The organism is Bacillus sp. FJAT-45350 (assembly GCF_002335805.1).
Lineage (GTDB): Bacteria > Bacillota > Bacilli > Bacillales > NISU01 > FJAT-45350.
In genome coordinates, this window is the sequence record NZ_NISU01000001.1 from 64,088 (window position 1) to 81,106 (window position 17,019).

Consider the following 17,019-nt stretch of genomic DNA (forward strand, 5'->3'; position numbering starts at 1 on the left):
AAGAAGGAAGCCAGCTCTTATACTAAGAGTTGGCTTCCTTTCGTTAATTCTGCATGTTCTGCACGGTAAGGGTTGATATGGATAAATACTTTTTTTACGTTTTGATGGTCTTCCAGTAATTTGTGTTTTATATTTTTAGAAATCAAGTGTCCTTCTTCTACGCTTAACTTTGATTCAACACTTACTTTAAGATCGATGACAATATAGTGCCCATGATTTCTAGCTAACAGTTCATCGACTCTTTTTACACCAGCTACATGTTGAACAGTTTGGATGAATGGTTTCGATTGTTCTTTATCAAGTACTTGCTCGAGCATAATCAGGCATGACTCCTTTGCAAGCTCGTAGCCGATTTTTATTACAAAGATAGAGACGATTAAGCCTGCTAGTGGATCTAAATAGATAAGGATAGGGTAACCTAAGCTCTTTCCAATTATAGCACCTGCAACACCTACAAAAGCGGCTATGGATGAGAGAACGTCTGACCGGTGGTGCCAAGCTTCAGCCATTAAAGCAGAGCTATTAATTTTTTTTGCTAAACGATATTTATATTGAAACATAGCCTCTTTTGCTAGAATTGAAATGACGATAGCAATTAGTGCAATTCCTGCAGGTGCAACTGGAGCCGCTCCAAAAAATATTTTTGTTGACGAAATAGCAATTTCCACACCAACAACAATTAATAGAATCGCTACAATAATTGTTGCAATATTTTCTGCTTTTCCATGACCATATGGATGATCTTTATCAGGAGGCTTTTGTGCTGTTCGTAAGCCTGCTAAGATCGCAATAGAACCAGCTACATCAGATGCTGAATGGGCTGCATCAGCTATTAATGCACGACTTCCAGAGAGCCATCCAACGATTCCTTTCATTATCGCTAGTAATCCATTCACGATAATTCCAATCCAGGTTGCAAGTTCAGCTTGTTTAAATCTATTTTCCATTTATACTGACACCACCATCTCTATTATCCCTGAATAGGGTGAAGGAGCGATTTTTGTATGTAATCTCCAATTGTTATTTTTATCCTAACAAATGAAATTCATGTGGGTCTACAGCAACCTTTTTGCTATGTGTAACAAATTTAATCTTCACGCAACTAATGATGAACAAGGCAAAGATGTTGGGACAGGGAAACTTATATAAAATGGAGGAAAAAGGGATTGTTTGGTAAGATGGGAGGGAAGGAAATTATGAATTATGAGTTATGGATTATGAATTAATTTCATAACTCATAACTCATAACTCATAATTAAGTAACGGGGTGGTTTTATTAGTTGGAAGACGATTGTGGCGATAGGGTTTGGTGGAGCTACTGGGACGATTTTTCGGTATTTTTTAAATTTATATACCATTGATGCTGGATATCCATATGGAACAATAGTAGAAAACATCGGTGGTAGTTTGCTATTAGGTTTATTAACAGGTTGGTTTATACATAAAGTACCTCAGGAGTGGTTAAAGGCTGGTTTAGGGGTAGGGTTTTGTGGAGGTTTTACGACGATGTCCACTCTTGCTGCAGATACCGTGTTTCTCTTTGGGTATCTTTCACTGTTTGAATCAGTTATGTATGTGATTGTTTCTATGTTTGGTGGTATTTTAGCTGGATTAGCTGGATTTGCACTTGGTGATAGAATTGGTAGCAAAACAGTAGTAAAACGAGAAGGGGGAGAGGTATAATGAATATCCTACTTCTAGCGCTTGGTGGAGGTTTAGGGGCTATCACAAGATATTTATGTGGGCTATTTATTATGAAAAGATTCCCGCAACCTTCTATTCCAGTTGCGATGTTACTAGTTAATCTAACGGGTTCTCTTGGGTTAGGACTATTTCTCGGTCTCTTATATGAAGGAGTACCACTAGGAGCTTATGAAGAGCCGTTTTTTCTATTAGTGGCAATAGGATTCTTCGGAGCCTATACTACATTTTCTACTTTTAGTATGGAAGCTAGTGAATTAATAAGGAAGCGGCTATATAAGAAGCTCGTAGCTTATGTTTCTCTATCTATATTTGGTAGTATTCTGTTCTTTTGTGTTGGGTTACTTAGTGGTATACATATAGGATAAAAGAGGATTGATGAGTTATTCATTAATCCTCTAATCTTATTATTCGTTTGATGGAACGATTGTCAAAGGGCAAGAAGCTAGGTGAGAAACACCATAACTTACACTTCCTAATACTTTACTTACAATTGGTCCCATTCCTTTAGAGCCCATGATGATACAACGTGCATCGACGGATTTTGCTTCAGAGCTTATTTCAATTGAAGGAATTCCTACTCTAATTTTCTTTTCATAGGACATTTGTTCAGCATCTAAAATAGAAGCAGCTTCCTTTAATGCAGTAGTACCTTCTTCTTCTTGAACTTGTTGGATATTAGCATTGTTAAATAGTTTGCTTGCCTTATATGTGTCATACTTCGGCTGAACATTAAGAAGAATAATATGATCGCCAAAAGCTTTTGCCATCGTTACAGCATAGTGTACCGCATGGAGGGCGTAGCTTGAGCCGTCCACTGGAACAACAATTGTACGATTATTCATTTCCTTCACCTTCTTTTCAATACTTCTTTTTCCAAATTAAGTGTACCATAAACTTAAGATGACAAGTATGAAAGAGTTGGTTTATTTGTCTCTTTATTTAAAGGTGAAATTTAAAATTAATAAATAATGGATATCTCAATCGAAGCTGGACATGGCTCTGTACATTATTACTATACTAAGATGTTTTATGCGTTTTTTTATCTTCAAATATACAACTAGTAATATATTCGCTTACTTGATTTTTAAGATGAGTATTTAGGTAGTGATGTGTAGAATGATATCCTCTACAAAAGTATTCATATTTACTAAACATTCCATCATTGTTCTTCTTATTAACCTTTAATTGATGCTGGTTCATGTATCGCTTAATAATTCCAAGCTCCTTGCCAATCTTATCGAGTAGTGATACAAGCAGTTCCATATAAGGCTCTTTAAATTTCAGGGGTGATTTTTCTAATTGAGATAAATCAACTTCTAGTGCTTTTTTTGCAATAAGCAATAAAATATACTGATGGACTATATTTTGTTCTTCTTTCGTAATCACGGATTGCCCTCCTCTATATATAGAGAACTTATGTTCGTGTTTATTATACTCAATAGTTCACTTAAATACAACTCTAGTAGGACATGTGAATTATTTCCAGTGAGACGTAAAGAAGCTAATCTAGACGTTCTAGATCAGCCTCTTAACAATAAATATACAGATTATGATAATTTCTTACTTCAACTTTTTCTTAAGAGTTGAGATGCGTTCTTCTGCTTGTTCAACATCGATTGTTATATGAGTGAGCATAGCAAGTGTATGATCTCGCTCTCCTTGTCTACGTAAATAATAGAATACATTTGGCTTCGTCTTCTTTATTATCGACATAACTTCTATCGTTGGTAGAGAAAGTGTAGGATGCTTCGCTCGTAGGAAATTGCGAATGAATTTTAAAAAAACTGGGAGGGAATCTTTAGTATCTGGTTGAGTTTGCATAAGCTTTTCGAACTCTTTAATAGCGTCAAGTAAGTTACTAGGTGTTTTCATACTAAGTACCTCCTTTACAAATTGCTAAAAAGGATATGCTTTCATTATAGTAGAAAAGTGCATAGAAATAACTAAGTCATTACTCCTAAGTTGGTGAAAGTAACTAAGTGTATTGACTCATTAAAAATATAAAATTTAAAAGTTATGGATAATAAATACAAGCATTCTTTTTTTGTGTATTTTACAATATTCCTTTTGATGTGAATTTGCTACAGGTTTACAAAAAAGAGATCCGTTGACGAAGTTCAGTTCAATTCAATGAGAGCTCTTTTTAAGTTATGAGCTAGTAGAAAATGAGTTTTTCATTTGTTCTAGAGTTTTTCGAATGTTTTCAACTTGGCATTTTTGTTCAGAGATAGAATCACTTATGGAGATAAAGTCTTCGGTTGTTTCTTCCGTTTCTTTCGTTGCTATTTCCATTGAGCTAGATATTTCTTGGCTAGCGGATGTAAGAGAAGTTATTTGGTCATTAACTTCATGAATTGTTTCAGTTGTTGAAAGAATAAAATGTATGATTTTTTCAAATTTCTCATTCATCGTAATAATTTCTTCTGAATTAGCCTTAATATCATTGAAGATTTTGTATCCTCTGCTTTGCCAGTCAATGATTCAAACCGCTCAGTGGATGGAATTAAACAAGCTATATCTGCTAAGGGAATAGCACTGTATCAACGTTTGAAATAGGCTTTACTGGGGTAGAGAACGATAAATACAAAAACTAATAACAAAATTTTGTGGCAGGAAATCTGACAGGAATGTACTTATTGGTAGCGGTACTCAGTACAATTAGAGAAGGAGGGGATGTTATGAATGACTTCAAGATTGATCGAAAAGTGATATGGCAATTAGAGGTTATGAAACAAGCACAACAACCTTCAGAGGAGATTATCTCGTCCCTCTATGCCCAAGCTTTGATTGAGTATTTAGAATACAAATTCCAAAAGAAAAGCTTAGAAATGAATATTAATGAGACATTAGACAAGGGCGATAAGCACCGTTTCACTATTTTAGCAGCTCAATATCAAGAGTTTCTAGCAAAATATAACAATGGAAAAGAATTGTATGAAAAAGGATTTTACTTAAGATTAAAATTTGACTAGTGTTTTGTACTTTTTATAATAATACATCACAGAAAATGCTAGGCGGGAATTACCTAGCATTTTTCTTAGAGGGCATGAATAATTCGTTCCGCACCCCGTCGAGCTCCAGAGATATTTCTAGCGACTGGGCCAATTTCTAATTCAGCCAATGCTCCAAGAGTGAATAGTTCTTCTTTCCATTGTAACGAAGGTGTAACGATAGGGTAGCCACATGATGCACATCGTAGTTCATGTTTCTGAATAGTATCTTGTAGCCAAGCCAGTCCAGGAGCTGATTGGATAAATCCAGTTGCTACGTACAATTTGTTTCCTGTTACAATCTGCTCAGTTTGTTCAAGCTCTAGCTCAAAGAAGTGAGTGTCTGTTGATATATTTAATACATGGTCAACACATAGTTGTAAGCGACCTTCATTCTTTGCTTTTACTAATTTGGTCTTTAGCTCACTTGGCATTGAGCCTCTATATCGAGCTTCTTTAATGACCTTTCTTCTTTCTTCATAGCTTTTAATTTTTCGAAAATGGTTCATATTTTTTGGTCCAAGCCATCCAGGGTCTGAATCGAATTGGTGAGCACGAAGGGGGTGACGAGTAATAAGCGTTACTTTTCCTGGACTTTGTTTCGAGAGTTTTAGTGCAGTATGTGCAGCGCTAATTCCTCCTCCGATAACTACTGTTTCTTCTGAAGGTAATGAGGAGACTTGATTTCGTTCGAAAACATGATAAGCCTCTATATTTTGTTGTTTTAATTCCTTTGCCCAGTCTGGCCAGTTAGGCTGTTCACTTAATCCAATAGCTAACACTACGTTCTTACCTTCCAAAATTGCTCCATCTTCAAGACTAAGGGTCCAATGATTATTTTGGCGCTTTAGTCCATTAACCTTTCCTTGTACCCAACAATCTTCTAGGTTTATTTCATCAAAGAGATGATCACAATGTGTATTAAAAAACTGTAAGCCAGGTCTGTCATAAGGTAGTACAAATGAAGCTAGCTTTCTTCCTTCTGTTGTTTTCGCAAATTTTTCAAGCGCGAATGGATCTGGATCAAGGTGGTGAATTGAAGGTGAACGTAAATAAGGCATTTCAATTGCATTTGTACACCTTTTCCACGTAGCTAAGGGAGTGGAGTGAGCATCTACGATAGCAAGATTAGTTACGGGAATCTTCTTTTCTTTAAGTAGATAACTCGCCATAGTACATCCTTGAATTCCGCCACCGACGATAAGCCATTCATACATAATTGTTTTCCTCCTAATGTGATATTCGTAATCATTACGTTTAATATATAGAAAGAAAAGGGATTATGCAACAAGTTAACACAAATACTAAATCTATGATAAAATTTAAAACGTAATAATTACGATTTTGGGATTTGGATAGGAAGAGATGGAAGTAACTAATTGATAGCTGATTCTGAGTGGGCGATTGGGTCCGTGCACTGCTTTTAAAAAGAACGCATTACGTTTTATTATGAAAGGAAGAGAAAATATGATAGACAATAAAATTCCAGTTACTGTTTTAAGTGGATACTTGGGCTCTGGTAAGACAACGATTTTAAATCATGTGTTAAACAACCGCCAAGGGCTTAAAGTAGCTGTTATTGTAAATGATTTAAGTGAAGTAAATATTGATTCGGAACTAATTAAAGAGGGTGGAGGTCTATCACGAATAGATGAAAAGCTTGTAGAAATGTCCAATGGCTGTATTTGCTGTACACTTCGTGAGGACCTCCTTGTTGAGGTTGAAAGATTAGCGAACTCTCGTAAATTTGACTATATTTTAATTGAATCAACGGGAATTGGTGAGCCGTTACCAGTTGCTCAAACATTTAGTTATCAGGATGAAGAAAGTGGGATTGATTTAACAGAGCTTTGTCGATTAGATACATTGGTAACGGTTGTTGATGCATATCGTTTTTGGCATGATTTTTCTTCAGGAGAAAGTTTGCTCGACCGTAAACAAGCAGTAAATGAAGAAGATTATCGTGAAGTCGTTGATTTATTAATTGATCAAATTGAATTTTGTGATGTTCTAATACTTAATAAAAGTGACCTTGTATCAGAAGAGGAATTAGAAAAGCTTGAGGCAGTAATTAGAACTCTTCAACCAAGAGCAAAAATTATTCGTACCTCTCATGGGCAAGTTAATCCAGAAGATATTTTGAATACTAATTTGTTTGATTTAGAGGAAGTTAGTCAGTCGGCTGGCTGGTTAAAGGAGCTTCAACATGAGCATGTCCCTGAGACAGAGGAATATGGTATTTCATCATTTGTCTATAGAGCCCGTAAACCATTTCATCCAGAACGTTTAATGAAGTGGATTGAGCAATGGCCTAAGGATATCGTTCGAGCAAAGGGGCTTATTTGGCTAGCCAGTAGAAACGATATCATAGGGTTATTAAGTCAGGCTGGTCCATCTCTAGTACTTGACCCTGCTGGATATTGGGTGGCTGCTCTATCGAAAGAAGAACAAGAGGAGCTACTGGCAGAAGATCCAGAGATGAAAGCAGGGTGGGACCCTATTTATGGTGACAGAGCAACAGAATTAGTTATGATAGGTATTCATATTAATCAAGAAGAGATTACTCATTCGCTGAACCAGTGTTTATTAACAGAGGAAGAACTTGTTTGCGATTGGAGTCAATTTAATGACACATTACCTCCATTTCAAGAGGTACAAAGGTGATAAATATCGACAAAAACCAAAAAAAAAGTGAAATTTCTTCTACTTTTCATTACAATTAGGTTAAGATATTGATTATGATTTTTGGGGAAGGAAGATCAGTATGGCTAGACCAAGTTGGGATGAAACATTTTTAACGGTTGCATCAGTTTTAGCAGATAGGTCGACATGCAAACGGGCGAAAGTTGGCTGTGTTATAACAAAGGATAATCGTATAGTATCTACTGGCTATAATGGCTCCATTCATGGGCATGAGCATTGTACAGAGGATGATTGTTGCTTGAATGAGCAAGGACGTTGTATTAGAACGATTCATGCTGAACAAAATGCACTTTTACATGCGAAGGAAGATTTGTATGGTACTACGGCATATGTAACGCATGAGCCTTGTGAAACATGTACGAAGCTATTAGCACAAGCGGGAATAAAAAAAGTAATCTATGCTAAGTCTTATCCGAATCAATATAATAAATTATTCAATAAGGATTTAGAGTGGATTCATTATCAAACAAAAGAATAGCTTGAAAAAAGAAGAAGGAATCTGTGAACGATCAGATGCCTTCTTTTTTTAATTCTATTATGTTTAGGAGATTATGTATTACTCCAAACTGTCGCGTATTTCTTTCTGTATTTATCCTCGTTTTCCGTCGCAATTAAATCTAATGCCTTTTGTTTTAATGTTGCATCATGTACGCAATCATATAAGTTTCGCAAGCCTTGTATGATATCAAACCGAATCAAGGTGTAATTTTTCTCTCCCTTACAGTTCGTAAAGCGGTTGACTAAATGGCTAACGACCAAATCTTTTTGTAGATCACCAGCTAAGCCAACTTTCCATATCGCTTGTAAACTGTGCCTTGCAGTGACAAATTTAGGATCCTTCGTCACTTCCCATAATGTAGGAAAATCTTTTAATATCCTGTTATCCTGATCGCTGATTGCTAAATTGGCTAAAAATTGTGCAGCTCTAGATCTCTTATGATTATCCTTAGATGTTAAATCCTCTTTTAATTGGTCCCATATCTCGTAAGCCCAATCTACTTTCTTTTCTGTTACGGTTAATAAATTTTTATAGGCCTCATACTGGAGTTCTTTATCCTTGGATTCCAAGTTTTTAAAATATATACGATACTCATTCTTCATTGAATCATCTCCAACTTTAGATAGTAATCTTTGCTTAACCTCACGTCACCTTTCTAGTATACCTACTTCACTCGTTAGCTGATAGTGGCAGAGGTTTTATGGTTATACTAATGTACATAGTAAAACGAATAAGGAGGGGTAACATTGCCACGTAAAACAGCTGATTCGGAAAAAGAAAATCCAGCTAAAGAAAATATTGAAGAACAAATAGAGATGCTAAATGGATTTCTAGCCTCTGTTTTGAATTATTTATCTGACGATGAGGTTGATGAGATTGATATTGAGTACTTACTCGATCATACAGAAGGGTTAAGAGAATGGTGGGATAAGTATCGTGAAAGGAATAAGAAGCAATTAGAAGACGAAATTAAAAAATCTCTAGGGGTATTATCTTTAAAGGAGCTAGAGGGAATCCGTGAAATGATAAAAGAGAAAGAGGCTTAAAAGAAGGTGCTTAAACAAGAATATATATCTTTTGTTCAGCACCTTTTATTAGGAGTGAATTAATTTGAAATGACAAGTGATACCTCGTTACCTTGTTCATTGAATACAACTTCACTTACTGCTTTATGTAGACAACTCGTTATATTTCAATATATTTTTTATTTTATGTGAGGAAATTGAATGAAATAGAGGCATGTTCTATTCTCCTTAAGAATAATAATCGTTCATAATAAAATAACGTTTTGATTATACCAAAGGATTTGTCGAAATGTGTTAAAACATGAATAAATAAGTAATAAGTAATACATATAAAGAGTGAATTCATATTGGTCAATAAAAGTCAAAATAAACTCTTGTCTTTTTGTTAGAGAGATTGTATAGTAATAGTAAGTAAAGGTCAAAGTTAGTCAAAGTCAAAAAAGGAGTGATTATAATGAAATGTCAACAATGCCAAATGAACGAAGCGAATGTCATGTTATATTATGAAGTAAACGGTAAGAGAAGTGATTTTAGAGTATGTTCAGATTGCTATAGTAATCACTTTGTAAATAGCAATCAAAGCTCGAATGTATTTGGCTCTAACCAAGGAAGTTTTTCAACGGGAATCTGTGAAGTATCAGGTACAGATGACAAACAAAAGGGCGTACTTGAGACCTATGGAAGAGATGTAACAGAAATCGCAAGAACAGGATTAATTGACCCTGTCATTGGTCGTGATGATGAAGTAGAGCAAATAGCTGAGATATTAAATAGAAGAAATAAAAACAATCCAGTATTAATTGGCGAGCCAGGTGTAGGGAAAACAGCTATCGCAGAAGGATTAGCTCTAAAGATTGTCGAAGGAACGGTTCCAGAGAAGCTACGTAATAAAAGGGTGATTTCATTAGACGTGGCATCTCTTTTATCTGGTACATCTTACAGAGGGCAATTTGAAGAGCGTATGAAACAACTGTTAGATGAGCTCGAAGCAAATAAGGATATTATCTTATTCATTGATGAAATTCATCAACTTGTCGGTGCAGGAAAGACAGAAGGATCGATGGATGCAGGAAATGTTTTGAAACCGGCACTGGCAAGAGGAGAGGTTCAAGTAGTTGGAGCAACAACGTTAAATGAATATAGAGAGATTGAGAAAGACGCGGCACTTGAACGCCGCTTTCAACCAATTCAGGTAAGAGAACCTTCCGTAAAAGACACAATAGCAATTTTAAAAGGTATTGCGCCTAAATATGAAGCCTATCACACTGTAAAGTACTCTGATGAAGTATTAGAAGCGTGTGCAGAACTATCACATCGTTATATTCAAGACCGTCATCTACCAGACAAAGCGATCGATTTACTAGATATGGCTGGAGCAAAGAGAAACCTAAAATCGTCAGTGAATGATAAAACGACGATTGAAAAAAGACTTGAAGAAATTTTAAGGGAAAAACAAGTAGCAGCAGAAAAAGAAGACTATGAAACAGCAGCTAGATTACGTCAAGAAGAGTTACAGTTAGAAGAGAAAGTTTCTTCAGCGAAGAATATAATTAATGAGATAACAGTGGAAGATATCGAGAAAATCATTGAAAAGAAAACAGGTATTTCAGTTACCAAGCTACAACAAGCAGAGCAGGAAAAATTAAAGAATTTATCTGACCTTTTATCTGCAAAAGTCATTGGTCAAGACGAGGCAGTCCAAGCTGTTTCTAAAGCAATTCGTCGTAACAGAGCAGGCTTTCGGCAACAAGAGCGACCGATTGCATCCTTCCTTTTTGTTGGTCAAACAGGTGTAGGGAAAACAGAATTAACGAAAGTGCTGGCAGAGGAATTATTTGGTGACCGTCATGCTCTAATACGTTTAGATATGAGTGAATATATGGAAAAGCATACAGTATCAAAGCTCATTGGTTCACCTCCTGGATATGACGGGCATGAAGAAGCTGGTCAATTAACTGAGCAAGTTAGAAGAAAGCCTTATAGCATCATTCTATTAGATGAAATGGAAAAAGCTCATCCAGATGTTCAAAATATGTTTTTGCAAGTGCTTGAAGATGGAAGACTAACAGATAGCAAAGGAAGAGCGGTCAGCTTCAAAGATTCGATAATCGTTATGACAAGTAACGCCACAACGCTAGATACTTATTTTAAACCAGAGTTTCTTAACCGTATTGATTCAGTTGTAAAATTCAATAAACTTGAAAGAGAACATTTACTCAGTATTTTAGAGAATATGTTGCAGGAATTACTTGTACAGGCTCAGAAGCAAGGAGTATCAATTGACATGAAAGATGAAGTAAAGGAAAAGCTAGTTGAGTATGGGTATGATGAAAAATTTGGAGCACGCCCACTTCGAAGAGCCATCCAAGATCATCTCGAGGATAAGCTAGTTGACGTCATTTTAGATAATGAAAGTGTTCAAAATATAACGGTAGAAGTTATTGATGGTGAAATACAAGTTACACCGAATAAAAAAATCTAGAATTATAGCTAGCTTTGGGGTTGTTTCAAAAGGGTTAACTTTCCCTTTTCGAACAACCCCTTTTTCTATTTTTTATTCATAACTAATAACTCATCATTTATAATTAGTCATAAGGAGTTGGTTAAACTTGTGTGCAGTTGATAAAATTCCGCTACATCATACACTCTATTCAAATTGAAAAGGAATAATTTTCTTAATTTGCTCAAATTAGTATTCGAAGTAATGTTATAATGGTTTTAGGATTAAATATTTTATTTGACAAAGTTGGGTGAGTAGATGAGTTCAAGTATTCGTTCAGAATTAAATGGGGAAATTTGTATATTAACATATGATAATAAGGTTATTGTTGGAGAAGTGACTAAAATTCAATCAAAACAGTTTGCGATTAAAATTATTTCTCCTAAGGATTTACCAAAATTAGAAATAGAGAAGCAAGTTGAACTACAGATTGATCTATTAAACGAAAATGAAGTGTACTTCTATGAAGCAAAGACTCAATCAATCCATACTTTTAATGATGAGAAGTATTTATTTCTGAGTCCAACAAAAGAGATAATTGAAGAAAATAGAAGGAAAAGTAAACGAGTAAAATTAGGGGCTTACCTTAAAAACTCCGTAGCTATGGACATCAGGGTCTTTCCACCAATTGGTCAACAGTGGCAAAAGACAAAAGTAATAGACATTAGTGAAGGTGGAGTTCAAATAGCATTAAAATCGTATTTCAGTAAGGGACAGTTACTCGAAGTCGTAGTTGATAGTCCATTTCTCAAAACAAGAGAGTTAATCTTGAGTCGTGTCGTGCATACTCAAACTGAAAAAGACCTTTATCACTATTCCATTCAGTTTCTTAATATTAGTGACAAGCAGCGGGATTCATTAAATAATTATGTTGAACAAGCAAACGATAGAATTCAAAAGAAATAATATAAATGAAGGGATGGCTCAACAAACAGAGTCATCCCTTTTAGTTTTTTATTTCCCTAAATTTTTGAGTGTGTTAATACCAATAACATCATCACTATTCCAAGGAATGATGAAGCTTGAGCTAGAAAGTTTTGTAACTTTCTCTATCCAGGTTTGCTCTGATTGTGCTCGTCCTTTTAATATTGGGTCATTAGTATTTGTTGCTTGCATGCTTTGATTGATAACCCAGTTACTCGGGTTTATATCCGCCCTTCTTAAGTCATCCTGTAAACGACTAGCTTCAAAAACAGGTGTAGCTTCTGCTAATGTTACGAGAATAACATCTGTTTCTTCAGGGTTACGTAGTCTTGGTAATAGTTTTCTAACAGATTCAGGCATATCTCCGTTAGAACGTGTAATTTCCTGATGATATGATTCAGCGGCATCCAGTAACAGTAATGTGTGTCCTGTAGGTGCCGTGTCAACTACAACAAACTCATTATCTGCCTTTTCTACAACATTTGCAAAAGCACGAAAAACAGCAATTTCTTCCGTGCAAGGAGAATTTAAATCCTCTTTAATATATTCCAAGCTTTCCTCGTCTAATGTTTCAGAAACAGTCCGTAAAACCTCTTCTCTATAGTTTTCAACTTCTGTCTTCGGGTCAATACGACTAATTGTAAAATTGTCATTCACAAATTGGTCGCGAAGAACTAAGGACAGATGTGCTGCTGGGTCTGTAGTTGTTAAATGTACACGATGACCTTGTTCAGCAAGACCTACAGCGATAGCAGCAGCAATTGTTGTTTTCCCAACCCCACCTTTACCCATTGTCATAATAACGCCTTTTTCTTTCATAGCTAGAGTAGAAATAAGGTCGTGTAATGGAGGTAACGTTTTCGCTAAATTTGCAGCCTCATCCGCTATTGTCGTATCTGTTGTACTAGAAAAAAATCTTCGTAAGCTATCAATTCCTGTTAAATTAAATGGAACAAGAGGTAGTTCATATATTGTAATGCCTGATATCCCTTTAGGCATCTGTTCTAATGCATGAATTTGCTTTTGACTATAAGCTTTGCTTATACTATCATCCTCTGTCGGTGTGTGCACACCATTTACAATTAAAATTTGATTCGTAATTCCAATATCAGCTAGCTCAGTAGATGCTCGATCTGCTTCCGCTAAAGAAGCATATTCAGCTCGAGTCACAAGAACGAGTGTCGTAGCTTCACGGTTAGATAGCGTTTGAACAGTGTTCCCATACAATTCTTTTTTCTCATTTAAACCAGATAATGGACCGAGACAGCTTGCACCATGTGTACTGTCATCTAAAAAAGAACTCCAGGCAGTTGGCAATTGGAGTAAACGTAGCGTATGTCCTGTAGGAGCAGTATCAAAAATAATATGATCAAATGAGTTTGTCATAGTAGGATTCGCTAGTAGATTTGTGAATTCATCAAAGGCAGCGATTTCTACTGTGCAAGCTCCTGATAGCTGTTCTTCCATATTTCTAATTGCTGACTCAGGCAACTTTCCTTTATATGGTCCAACTACACGTTCACGGTATGCAGCGGCAGCTTCCTCGGGATCTAGATTCGTTGCATATAGTCCTTCAACCTCAACAATAGGTACTGGCTCATTTGTCAGATTGATTCCAAATACATCTTGTAAATTAGAGGCAGGGTCTGTACTAACAATTAGCACCTTTTTTCCTAATTCTGCTAGAGATACGGCTGTTGCACAGGCTGTTGATGTTTTTCCAACACCGCCTTTTCCAGTGAAGAAAAGATATTTCGTTTGTTTAAGCTTTGTAGGATGGAAAGTATCGTACATTTTGAAGTCTCCTTTATAAAAATCTTAAATCAGATTTATTAGTTAATCTCGATATCAATTTTTGGTGCTTTTTGGGTTGCTTTTAGGTCTTCTTCGGAGATTCCTGCCCATTCAGCTAATTCTGTTGTTGTTGGATAGCTTTCTTTTTTCATTAGTTTTCCGTTAACCAGTGTTGCAGGGAGAACTTCAGAACCTTCGTCGTCTAGTAATTCACTTATTACTTCAGTGCTTACATAAGGCTCTGCATTTTGAGCTAAATTATAACGAACTGCTTCAATTCCTTTTTTATTTAATGTCGCGATATCACGAGCGATTCTCGTTAACTCTGGGTCTACACTTGGTCCACATACTCCTGTAGGACAACATAGGGCTGGATCAAAAATTTCAATTTTTACTGACATATAAATCACTCCTGAATAGTTTTATTGTTAATCATTTGTAAAGTAATTCAATTAAAGCCATTTCGTATTGACATATAAGTATATGCTTATATAATAATGTGTGTAGATTAGAAATGCAAACGATAGGTTATGTAGTATTCGTGAATTTAAAACGAAGGAGGTAAAAGAGATGAGTGAAGAGCAAGTACTAGAAATAGAGAAAATTGCATCTGTTTTAAAACTACTCGGTGATAAAACAAGATTAACAATGGTCGCTCTATTAAAAGATAGTGAATGCTGTGTGTGTGAGTTTGTTGAAATCTTTGAGATGAGCCAACCTTCTGTCAGTCAGCATTTACGCAAGTTAAGGGATTTAGGTTTAGTAAAGGAACAACGAAAAGGGCAATGGGTTTTTTATTCATTAGATAAAGAAAATGTTCTTTACTCTTTAATTAAGGATTTACTAATACATGTACCATCTCAAAAAGGAAAACTTGTGAAGTTAGAAGAATCAGGATTGCGAATTAGCTGTAATTAGTAGTTAAAAAAGGGGAGTATGTATATGAGTAACGATAGTAGTAAAGGAATCGGCTTTTTTGAACGTTACTTAACGGTTTGGGTCATTATATGTATAGTTGTAGGGGTGGCAATTGGACAGTTTCTGCCTGTTATACCAGACACATTAACTAAGTTTGAGTATGCACAAGTTTCGATACCGGTAGCCATCTTAATTTGGTTAATGATTTATCCAATGATGGCTCAAGTTGACTTTAGTTCAATAGTAAACGCAGGTAGAAAACCAAAAGGATTAGTAATTACTCTAGTAGTAAACTGGTTAATAAAGCCATTTACAATGTTCTTTTTTGCTTGGTTGTTTTTAAAGGTTTTTTTTGGAGGAATTATTCCACCAGATTTAGCAACTGAATATATTGCTGGAGCTGTATTGCTCGGAGCAGCTCCTTGTACGGCGATGGTATTTGTCTGGAGCTATTTAACAAGAGGGGATGCAGGATATACTCTTGTGCAGGTAGCAGTAAATAACCTAATTTTATTAGTGGCTTATGCGCCAATTGTTATGCTTTTATTAAGAGTAGGAAATGTTACTGTTCCTTTTGATACGGTATTATTATCAATTGTCCTATATGTACTGATTCCATTAGTTGCAGGGTATTTATCAAGGGTAATTATCATTAAGAAAAAAGGAAAAGAATGGTTTGAAAATGTATACTTAAAAACTGTTGGAAAGTTTACGATTGTTGGACTTTTATTAACATTAATTATTTTATTCTCTTTCCAAGGGGATGTAATCATAAGCAACCCTCTTCATATACTATTAATCGCTATACCGTTAACAATACAAACGATTTTTATCTTTGCGATTGCCTACTTTTGGGCGAAATATTGGAGAGTCGAGCATAGTGTAGCCGCGCCTGCAGCAATGATAGGAACAAGTAATTTCTTTGAACTTGCTGTGGCAGTAGCAATTGGATTATTTGGTCTTCATTCTGGGGCAGCACTAGCAACAGTGGTCGGAATATTAGTAGAGGTTCCACTTATGCTCTTCCTAGTTAGAATAGCGAATAACACAAGACATTGGTTCCCCGCAAAAGCAGTCGTTAGCAAATAATTGAATGATTTAACCTTAGATAGTCTAAACAAATGTAAATAAGGAGACAAAGAAGATATGACAAAACAAAAACCAATCATTTATTTTTTATGTACAGGTAACTCGTGCCGCAGTCAAATGGCAGAAGGATTTGGTCGTCATTACTTAGGGGATAAATATGAAGTGTATTCGGCTGGAATTGAAGCTCATGGTGTGAACCCAAGTGCAGTAAAGGCAATGAAAGAAACTGATATAGATATTACGAATCAAACATCTGACACGATTGATCCAGATATTTTGAAAAAAGCTGATTTAGTCGTTACTTTATGTGGTCACGCTAATGATGTGTGTCCAGCGACACCACCAAATAAAGAGCGTGTACATTGGGGTTTTGATGACCCTGCAAAGGCTGAGGGGTCAGAAGAAGAAAAATGGGCGTTCTTTCAACGTGTACGTGATGAGATTGGAGCAAGAATTCAAGAGTTTGGAGAGACTGGCAAATAAACAACCAAAACAACCTAGCTACTTACTAGCTAGGTTGTTTTGGTTGTTCTACGTCAGGTGTAGATATGCGTTTTGTATGATAGGCTCACGTATGACATAGGTTTGAAAAACAATTTCTAGTGCAACATTATCGTCACCGATGCCACGTTTTACTTCTTCATAAGTTCCAAGTAAAAATTTATCTACCTCCAATAGCTTTCTCATACGAGTAGCATCATAAGTCATCGTTGACCACCCTTTAGTTTTTTGATACTTACTATCATAGTATGACGAACAAGTACAAACGTGTTATAGGCAAATAACGAGTTTTATTTCTTTTATTTTTCGACTCTTAAATGAATAGCTAATTCTTGTATTACTTATTGAACATGAGGAAAACTAAAGAAAAAT

General features: G+C 35.7%; 21 protein-coding genes. 11 read left to right on the plus strand and 10 right to left on the minus strand.

Going from position 1 to position 17,019, the window contains the following annotated elements; all coding sequences use genetic code 11:
- Positions 1-17 precede the first annotated feature (17 nt).
- Positions 18-947: a cation diffusion facilitator family transporter gene (locus CD003_RS00355; protein WP_096198912.1), complete on the minus strand. Its 930-nt coding sequence runs from the start codon at positions 945-947 to the stop codon at positions 18-20.
- Between the two features lie 346 nt (positions 948-1,293).
- On the opposite strand from CD003_RS00355, the gene CD003_RS00360 reads away from it, so the two are divergent.
- A complete protein-coding gene (locus CD003_RS00360) occupies positions 1,294-1,683 on the plus strand; it encodes a fluoride efflux transporter FluC (protein ID WP_257008124.1) in 390 nt (129 codons plus the stop codon).
- Positions 1,683-2,069, plus strand: a complete 387-nt coding sequence (gene crcB, locus CD003_RS00365; protein ID WP_096198914.1) for a fluoride efflux transporter CrcB — start codon at positions 1,683-1,685, stop codon at positions 2,067-2,069. Before CD003_RS00360 ends, crcB begins: the two co-directional genes overlap by 1 nt.
- 39 nt (positions 2,070-2,108) lie before the next feature.
- On the opposite strand, the gene CD003_RS00370 is transcribed toward crcB, so the two are convergent.
- From CD003_RS00370 to CD003_RS00385, 4 genes are all read right to left on the minus strand, one after another.
- Complete coding sequence (locus CD003_RS00370) at positions 2,109-2,546, minus strand: universal stress protein (RefSeq protein WP_096198915.1); 438 nt, start codon at positions 2,544-2,546, stop codon at positions 2,109-2,111.
- A 175-nt stretch (positions 2,547-2,721) separates the two neighbouring features.
- The gene (locus CD003_RS00375; protein ID WP_096198916.1) at positions 2,722-3,090 is read right to left on the minus strand and encodes a hypothetical protein; all 369 of its coding nucleotides are present in this window, start codon (positions 3,088-3,090) and stop codon (positions 2,722-2,724) included.
- Between the two features lie 174 nt (positions 3,091-3,264).
- Positions 3,265-3,576, minus strand: coding sequence for a hypothetical protein (locus tag CD003_RS00380; RefSeq protein WP_096198917.1), 312 nt, complete (start codon positions 3,574-3,576; stop codon positions 3,265-3,267).
- A gap of 276 nt (positions 3,577-3,852) precedes the next feature.
- On the minus strand, positions 3,853-4,113 hold the full coding sequence (locus tag CD003_RS00385; protein ID WP_096198918.1) for a hypothetical protein: 261 nt from the start codon (positions 4,111-4,113) through the stop codon (positions 3,853-3,855).
- A 269-nt stretch (positions 4,114-4,382) separates the two neighbouring features.
- Here CD003_RS00385 and CD003_RS00390 point away from each other — a divergent pair, with 269 nt between their 5' ends.
- A complete protein-coding gene (locus CD003_RS00390; RefSeq protein WP_179295369.1) occupies positions 4,383-4,676 on the plus strand; it encodes an IDEAL domain-containing protein in 294 nt (97 codons plus the stop codon).
- Positions 4,677-4,741: 65 nt separating this feature from the next.
- On the opposite strand, the gene CD003_RS00395 is transcribed toward CD003_RS00390, so the two are convergent.
- A complete protein-coding gene (locus CD003_RS00395) occupies positions 4,742-5,911 on the minus strand; it encodes an NAD(P)-binding domain-containing protein (RefSeq protein ID WP_096198920.1) in 1,170 nt (389 codons plus the stop codon).
- A gap of 250 nt (positions 5,912-6,161) precedes the next feature.
- Between CD003_RS00395 and CD003_RS00400 the strand changes: the two genes are divergently transcribed.
- Together CD003_RS00400 and CD003_RS00405 are read left to right on the plus strand one after the other, a co-directional pair.
- Complete coding sequence (locus tag CD003_RS00400; protein WP_096198921.1) at positions 6,162-7,358, plus strand: GTP-binding protein; 1,197 nt, start codon at positions 6,162-6,164, stop codon at positions 7,356-7,358.
- 100 nt (positions 7,359-7,458) lie between these two features.
- The gene (locus CD003_RS00405) at positions 7,459-7,875 is read left to right on the plus strand and encodes a deoxycytidylate deaminase (protein WP_096198922.1); all 417 of its coding nucleotides are present in this window, start codon (positions 7,459-7,461) and stop codon (positions 7,873-7,875) included.
- A 71-nt stretch (positions 7,876-7,946) separates the two neighbouring features.
- Here CD003_RS00405 and CD003_RS00410 read toward each other — a convergent pair whose 3' ends face one another.
- A complete protein-coding gene (locus CD003_RS00410; RefSeq protein ID WP_096198923.1) occupies positions 7,947-8,498 on the minus strand; it encodes a hypothetical protein in 552 nt (183 codons plus the stop codon).
- A gap of 144 nt (positions 8,499-8,642) precedes the next feature.
- Here CD003_RS00410 and CD003_RS00415 point away from each other — a divergent pair, with 144 nt between their 5' ends.
- From CD003_RS00415 to CD003_RS00425, 3 genes are all read left to right on the plus strand, one after another.
- The gene (locus tag CD003_RS00415) at positions 8,643-8,942 is read left to right on the plus strand and encodes a hypothetical protein (RefSeq protein WP_096198924.1); all 300 of its coding nucleotides are present in this window, start codon (positions 8,643-8,645) and stop codon (positions 8,940-8,942) included.
- Positions 8,943-9,375: 433 nt separating this feature from the next.
- Entirely contained in the window at positions 9,376-11,403 is a 2,028-nt protein-coding gene (locus CD003_RS00420) for an ATP-dependent Clp protease ATP-binding subunit (RefSeq protein ID WP_096198925.1), read from the plus strand.
- Positions 11,404-11,679: 276 nt separating this feature from the next.
- Entirely contained in the window at positions 11,680-12,327 is a 648-nt protein-coding gene (locus CD003_RS00425) for a PilZ domain-containing protein (RefSeq protein WP_096198926.1), read from the plus strand.
- 48 nt (positions 12,328-12,375) lie between these two features.
- On the opposite strand, the gene arsA is transcribed toward CD003_RS00425, so the two are convergent.
- Complete coding sequence (gene arsA / locus CD003_RS00430; protein WP_096198927.1) at positions 12,376-14,139, minus strand: arsenical pump-driving ATPase; 1,764 nt, start codon at positions 14,137-14,139, stop codon at positions 12,376-12,378.
- Between the two features lie 38 nt (positions 14,140-14,177).
- Positions 14,178-14,540: an arsenite efflux transporter metallochaperone ArsD gene (gene arsD, locus CD003_RS00435; protein ID WP_096198928.1), complete on the minus strand. Its 363-nt coding sequence runs from the start codon at positions 14,538-14,540 to the stop codon at positions 14,178-14,180.
- Positions 14,541-14,709: 169 nt separating this feature from the next.
- Between arsD and CD003_RS00440 the strand changes: the two genes are divergently transcribed.
- From CD003_RS00440 to arsC, 3 genes are read left to right on the plus strand one after another with little or no spacing between them, the layout of a single operon-like run.
- Entirely contained in the window at positions 14,710-15,057 is a 348-nt protein-coding gene (locus tag CD003_RS00440) for an ArsR/SmtB family transcription factor (RefSeq protein ID WP_096198929.1), read from the plus strand.
- 24 nt (positions 15,058-15,081) lie between these two features.
- The gene (gene arsB, locus CD003_RS00445) at positions 15,082-16,146 is read left to right on the plus strand and encodes an ACR3 family arsenite efflux transporter (RefSeq protein ID WP_096198930.1); all 1,065 of its coding nucleotides are present in this window, start codon (positions 15,082-15,084) and stop codon (positions 16,144-16,146) included.
- A 57-nt stretch (positions 16,147-16,203) separates the two neighbouring features.
- Positions 16,204-16,629 (plus strand): arsenate reductase (thioredoxin), encoded by a 426-nt coding sequence (gene arsC / locus CD003_RS00450; RefSeq protein WP_096198931.1) that lies wholly within the window; start codon positions 16,204-16,206, stop codon positions 16,627-16,629.
- A 48-nt stretch (positions 16,630-16,677) separates the two neighbouring features.
- Here arsC and CD003_RS21590 read toward each other — a convergent pair whose 3' ends face one another.
- The gene (locus CD003_RS21590; protein WP_179295370.1) at positions 16,678-16,854 is read right to left on the minus strand and encodes a hypothetical protein; all 177 of its coding nucleotides are present in this window, start codon (positions 16,852-16,854) and stop codon (positions 16,678-16,680) included.
- Positions 16,855-17,019 lie beyond the last annotated feature (165 nt).

What these genes read in the sequence shown, in the direction of transcription:
- CD003_RS00355 (WP_096198912.1), bottom strand. Translation starts at nt 947, where the DNA reads ATGGAAAATAGATTTAAACAAGCTGAACTTGCAACCTGGATTGGAATT.
- crcB (WP_096198914.1), top strand. Translation starts at nt 1,683, where the DNA reads ATGAATATCCTACTTCTAGCGCTTGGTGGAGGTTTAGGGGCTATCACA.
- CD003_RS00370 (WP_096198915.1), bottom strand. Translation starts at nt 2,546, where the DNA reads ATGAATAATCGTACAATTGTTGTTCCAGTGGACGGCTCAAGCTACGCC.
- CD003_RS00380 (WP_096198917.1), bottom strand. Translation starts at nt 3,576, where the DNA reads ATGAAAACACCTAGTAACTTACTTGACGCTATTAAAGAGTTCGAAAAG.
- CD003_RS00385 (WP_096198918.1), bottom strand. Translation starts at nt 4,113, where the DNA reads ATGAATGAGAAATTTGAAAAAATCATACATTTTATTCTTTCAACAACT.
- CD003_RS00390 (WP_179295369.1), top strand. Translation starts at nt 4,383, where the DNA reads ATGAATGACTTCAAGATTGATCGAAAAGTGATATGGCAATTAGAGGTT.
- CD003_RS00395 (WP_096198920.1), bottom strand. Translation starts at nt 5,911, where the DNA reads ATGTATGAATGGCTTATCGTCGGTGGCGGAATTCAAGGATGTACTATG.
- CD003_RS00400 (WP_096198921.1), top strand. Translation starts at nt 6,162, where the DNA reads ATGATAGACAATAAAATTCCAGTTACTGTTTTAAGTGGATACTTGGGC.
- CD003_RS00405 (WP_096198922.1), top strand. Translation starts at nt 7,459, where the DNA reads ATGGCTAGACCAAGTTGGGATGAAACATTTTTAACGGTTGCATCAGTT.
- CD003_RS00410 (WP_096198923.1), bottom strand. Translation starts at nt 8,498, where the DNA reads ATGAAGAATGAGTATCGTATATATTTTAAAAACTTGGAATCCAAGGAT.
- CD003_RS00420 (WP_096198925.1), top strand. Translation starts at nt 9,376, where the DNA reads ATGAAATGTCAACAATGCCAAATGAACGAAGCGAATGTCATGTTATAT.
- CD003_RS00425 (WP_096198926.1), top strand. Translation starts at nt 11,680, where the DNA reads ATGAGTTCAAGTATTCGTTCAGAATTAAATGGGGAAATTTGTATATTA.
- arsA (WP_096198927.1), bottom strand. Translation starts at nt 14,139, where the DNA reads ATGTACGATACTTTCCATCCTACAAAGCTTAAACAAACGAAATATCTT.
- arsD (WP_096198928.1), bottom strand. Translation starts at nt 14,540, where the DNA reads ATGTCAGTAAAAATTGAAATTTTTGATCCAGCCCTATGTTGTCCTACA.
- CD003_RS00440 (WP_096198929.1), top strand. Translation starts at nt 14,710, where the DNA reads ATGAGTGAAGAGCAAGTACTAGAAATAGAGAAAATTGCATCTGTTTTA.
- arsB (WP_096198930.1), top strand. Translation starts at nt 15,082, where the DNA reads ATGAGTAACGATAGTAGTAAAGGAATCGGCTTTTTTGAACGTTACTTA.
- arsC (WP_096198931.1), top strand. Translation starts at nt 16,204, where the DNA reads ATGACAAAACAAAAACCAATCATTTATTTTTTATGTACAGGTAACTCG.
- CD003_RS21590 (WP_179295370.1), bottom strand. Translation starts at nt 16,854, where the DNA reads ATGACTTATGATGCTACTCGTATGAGAAAGCTATTGGAGGTAGATAAA.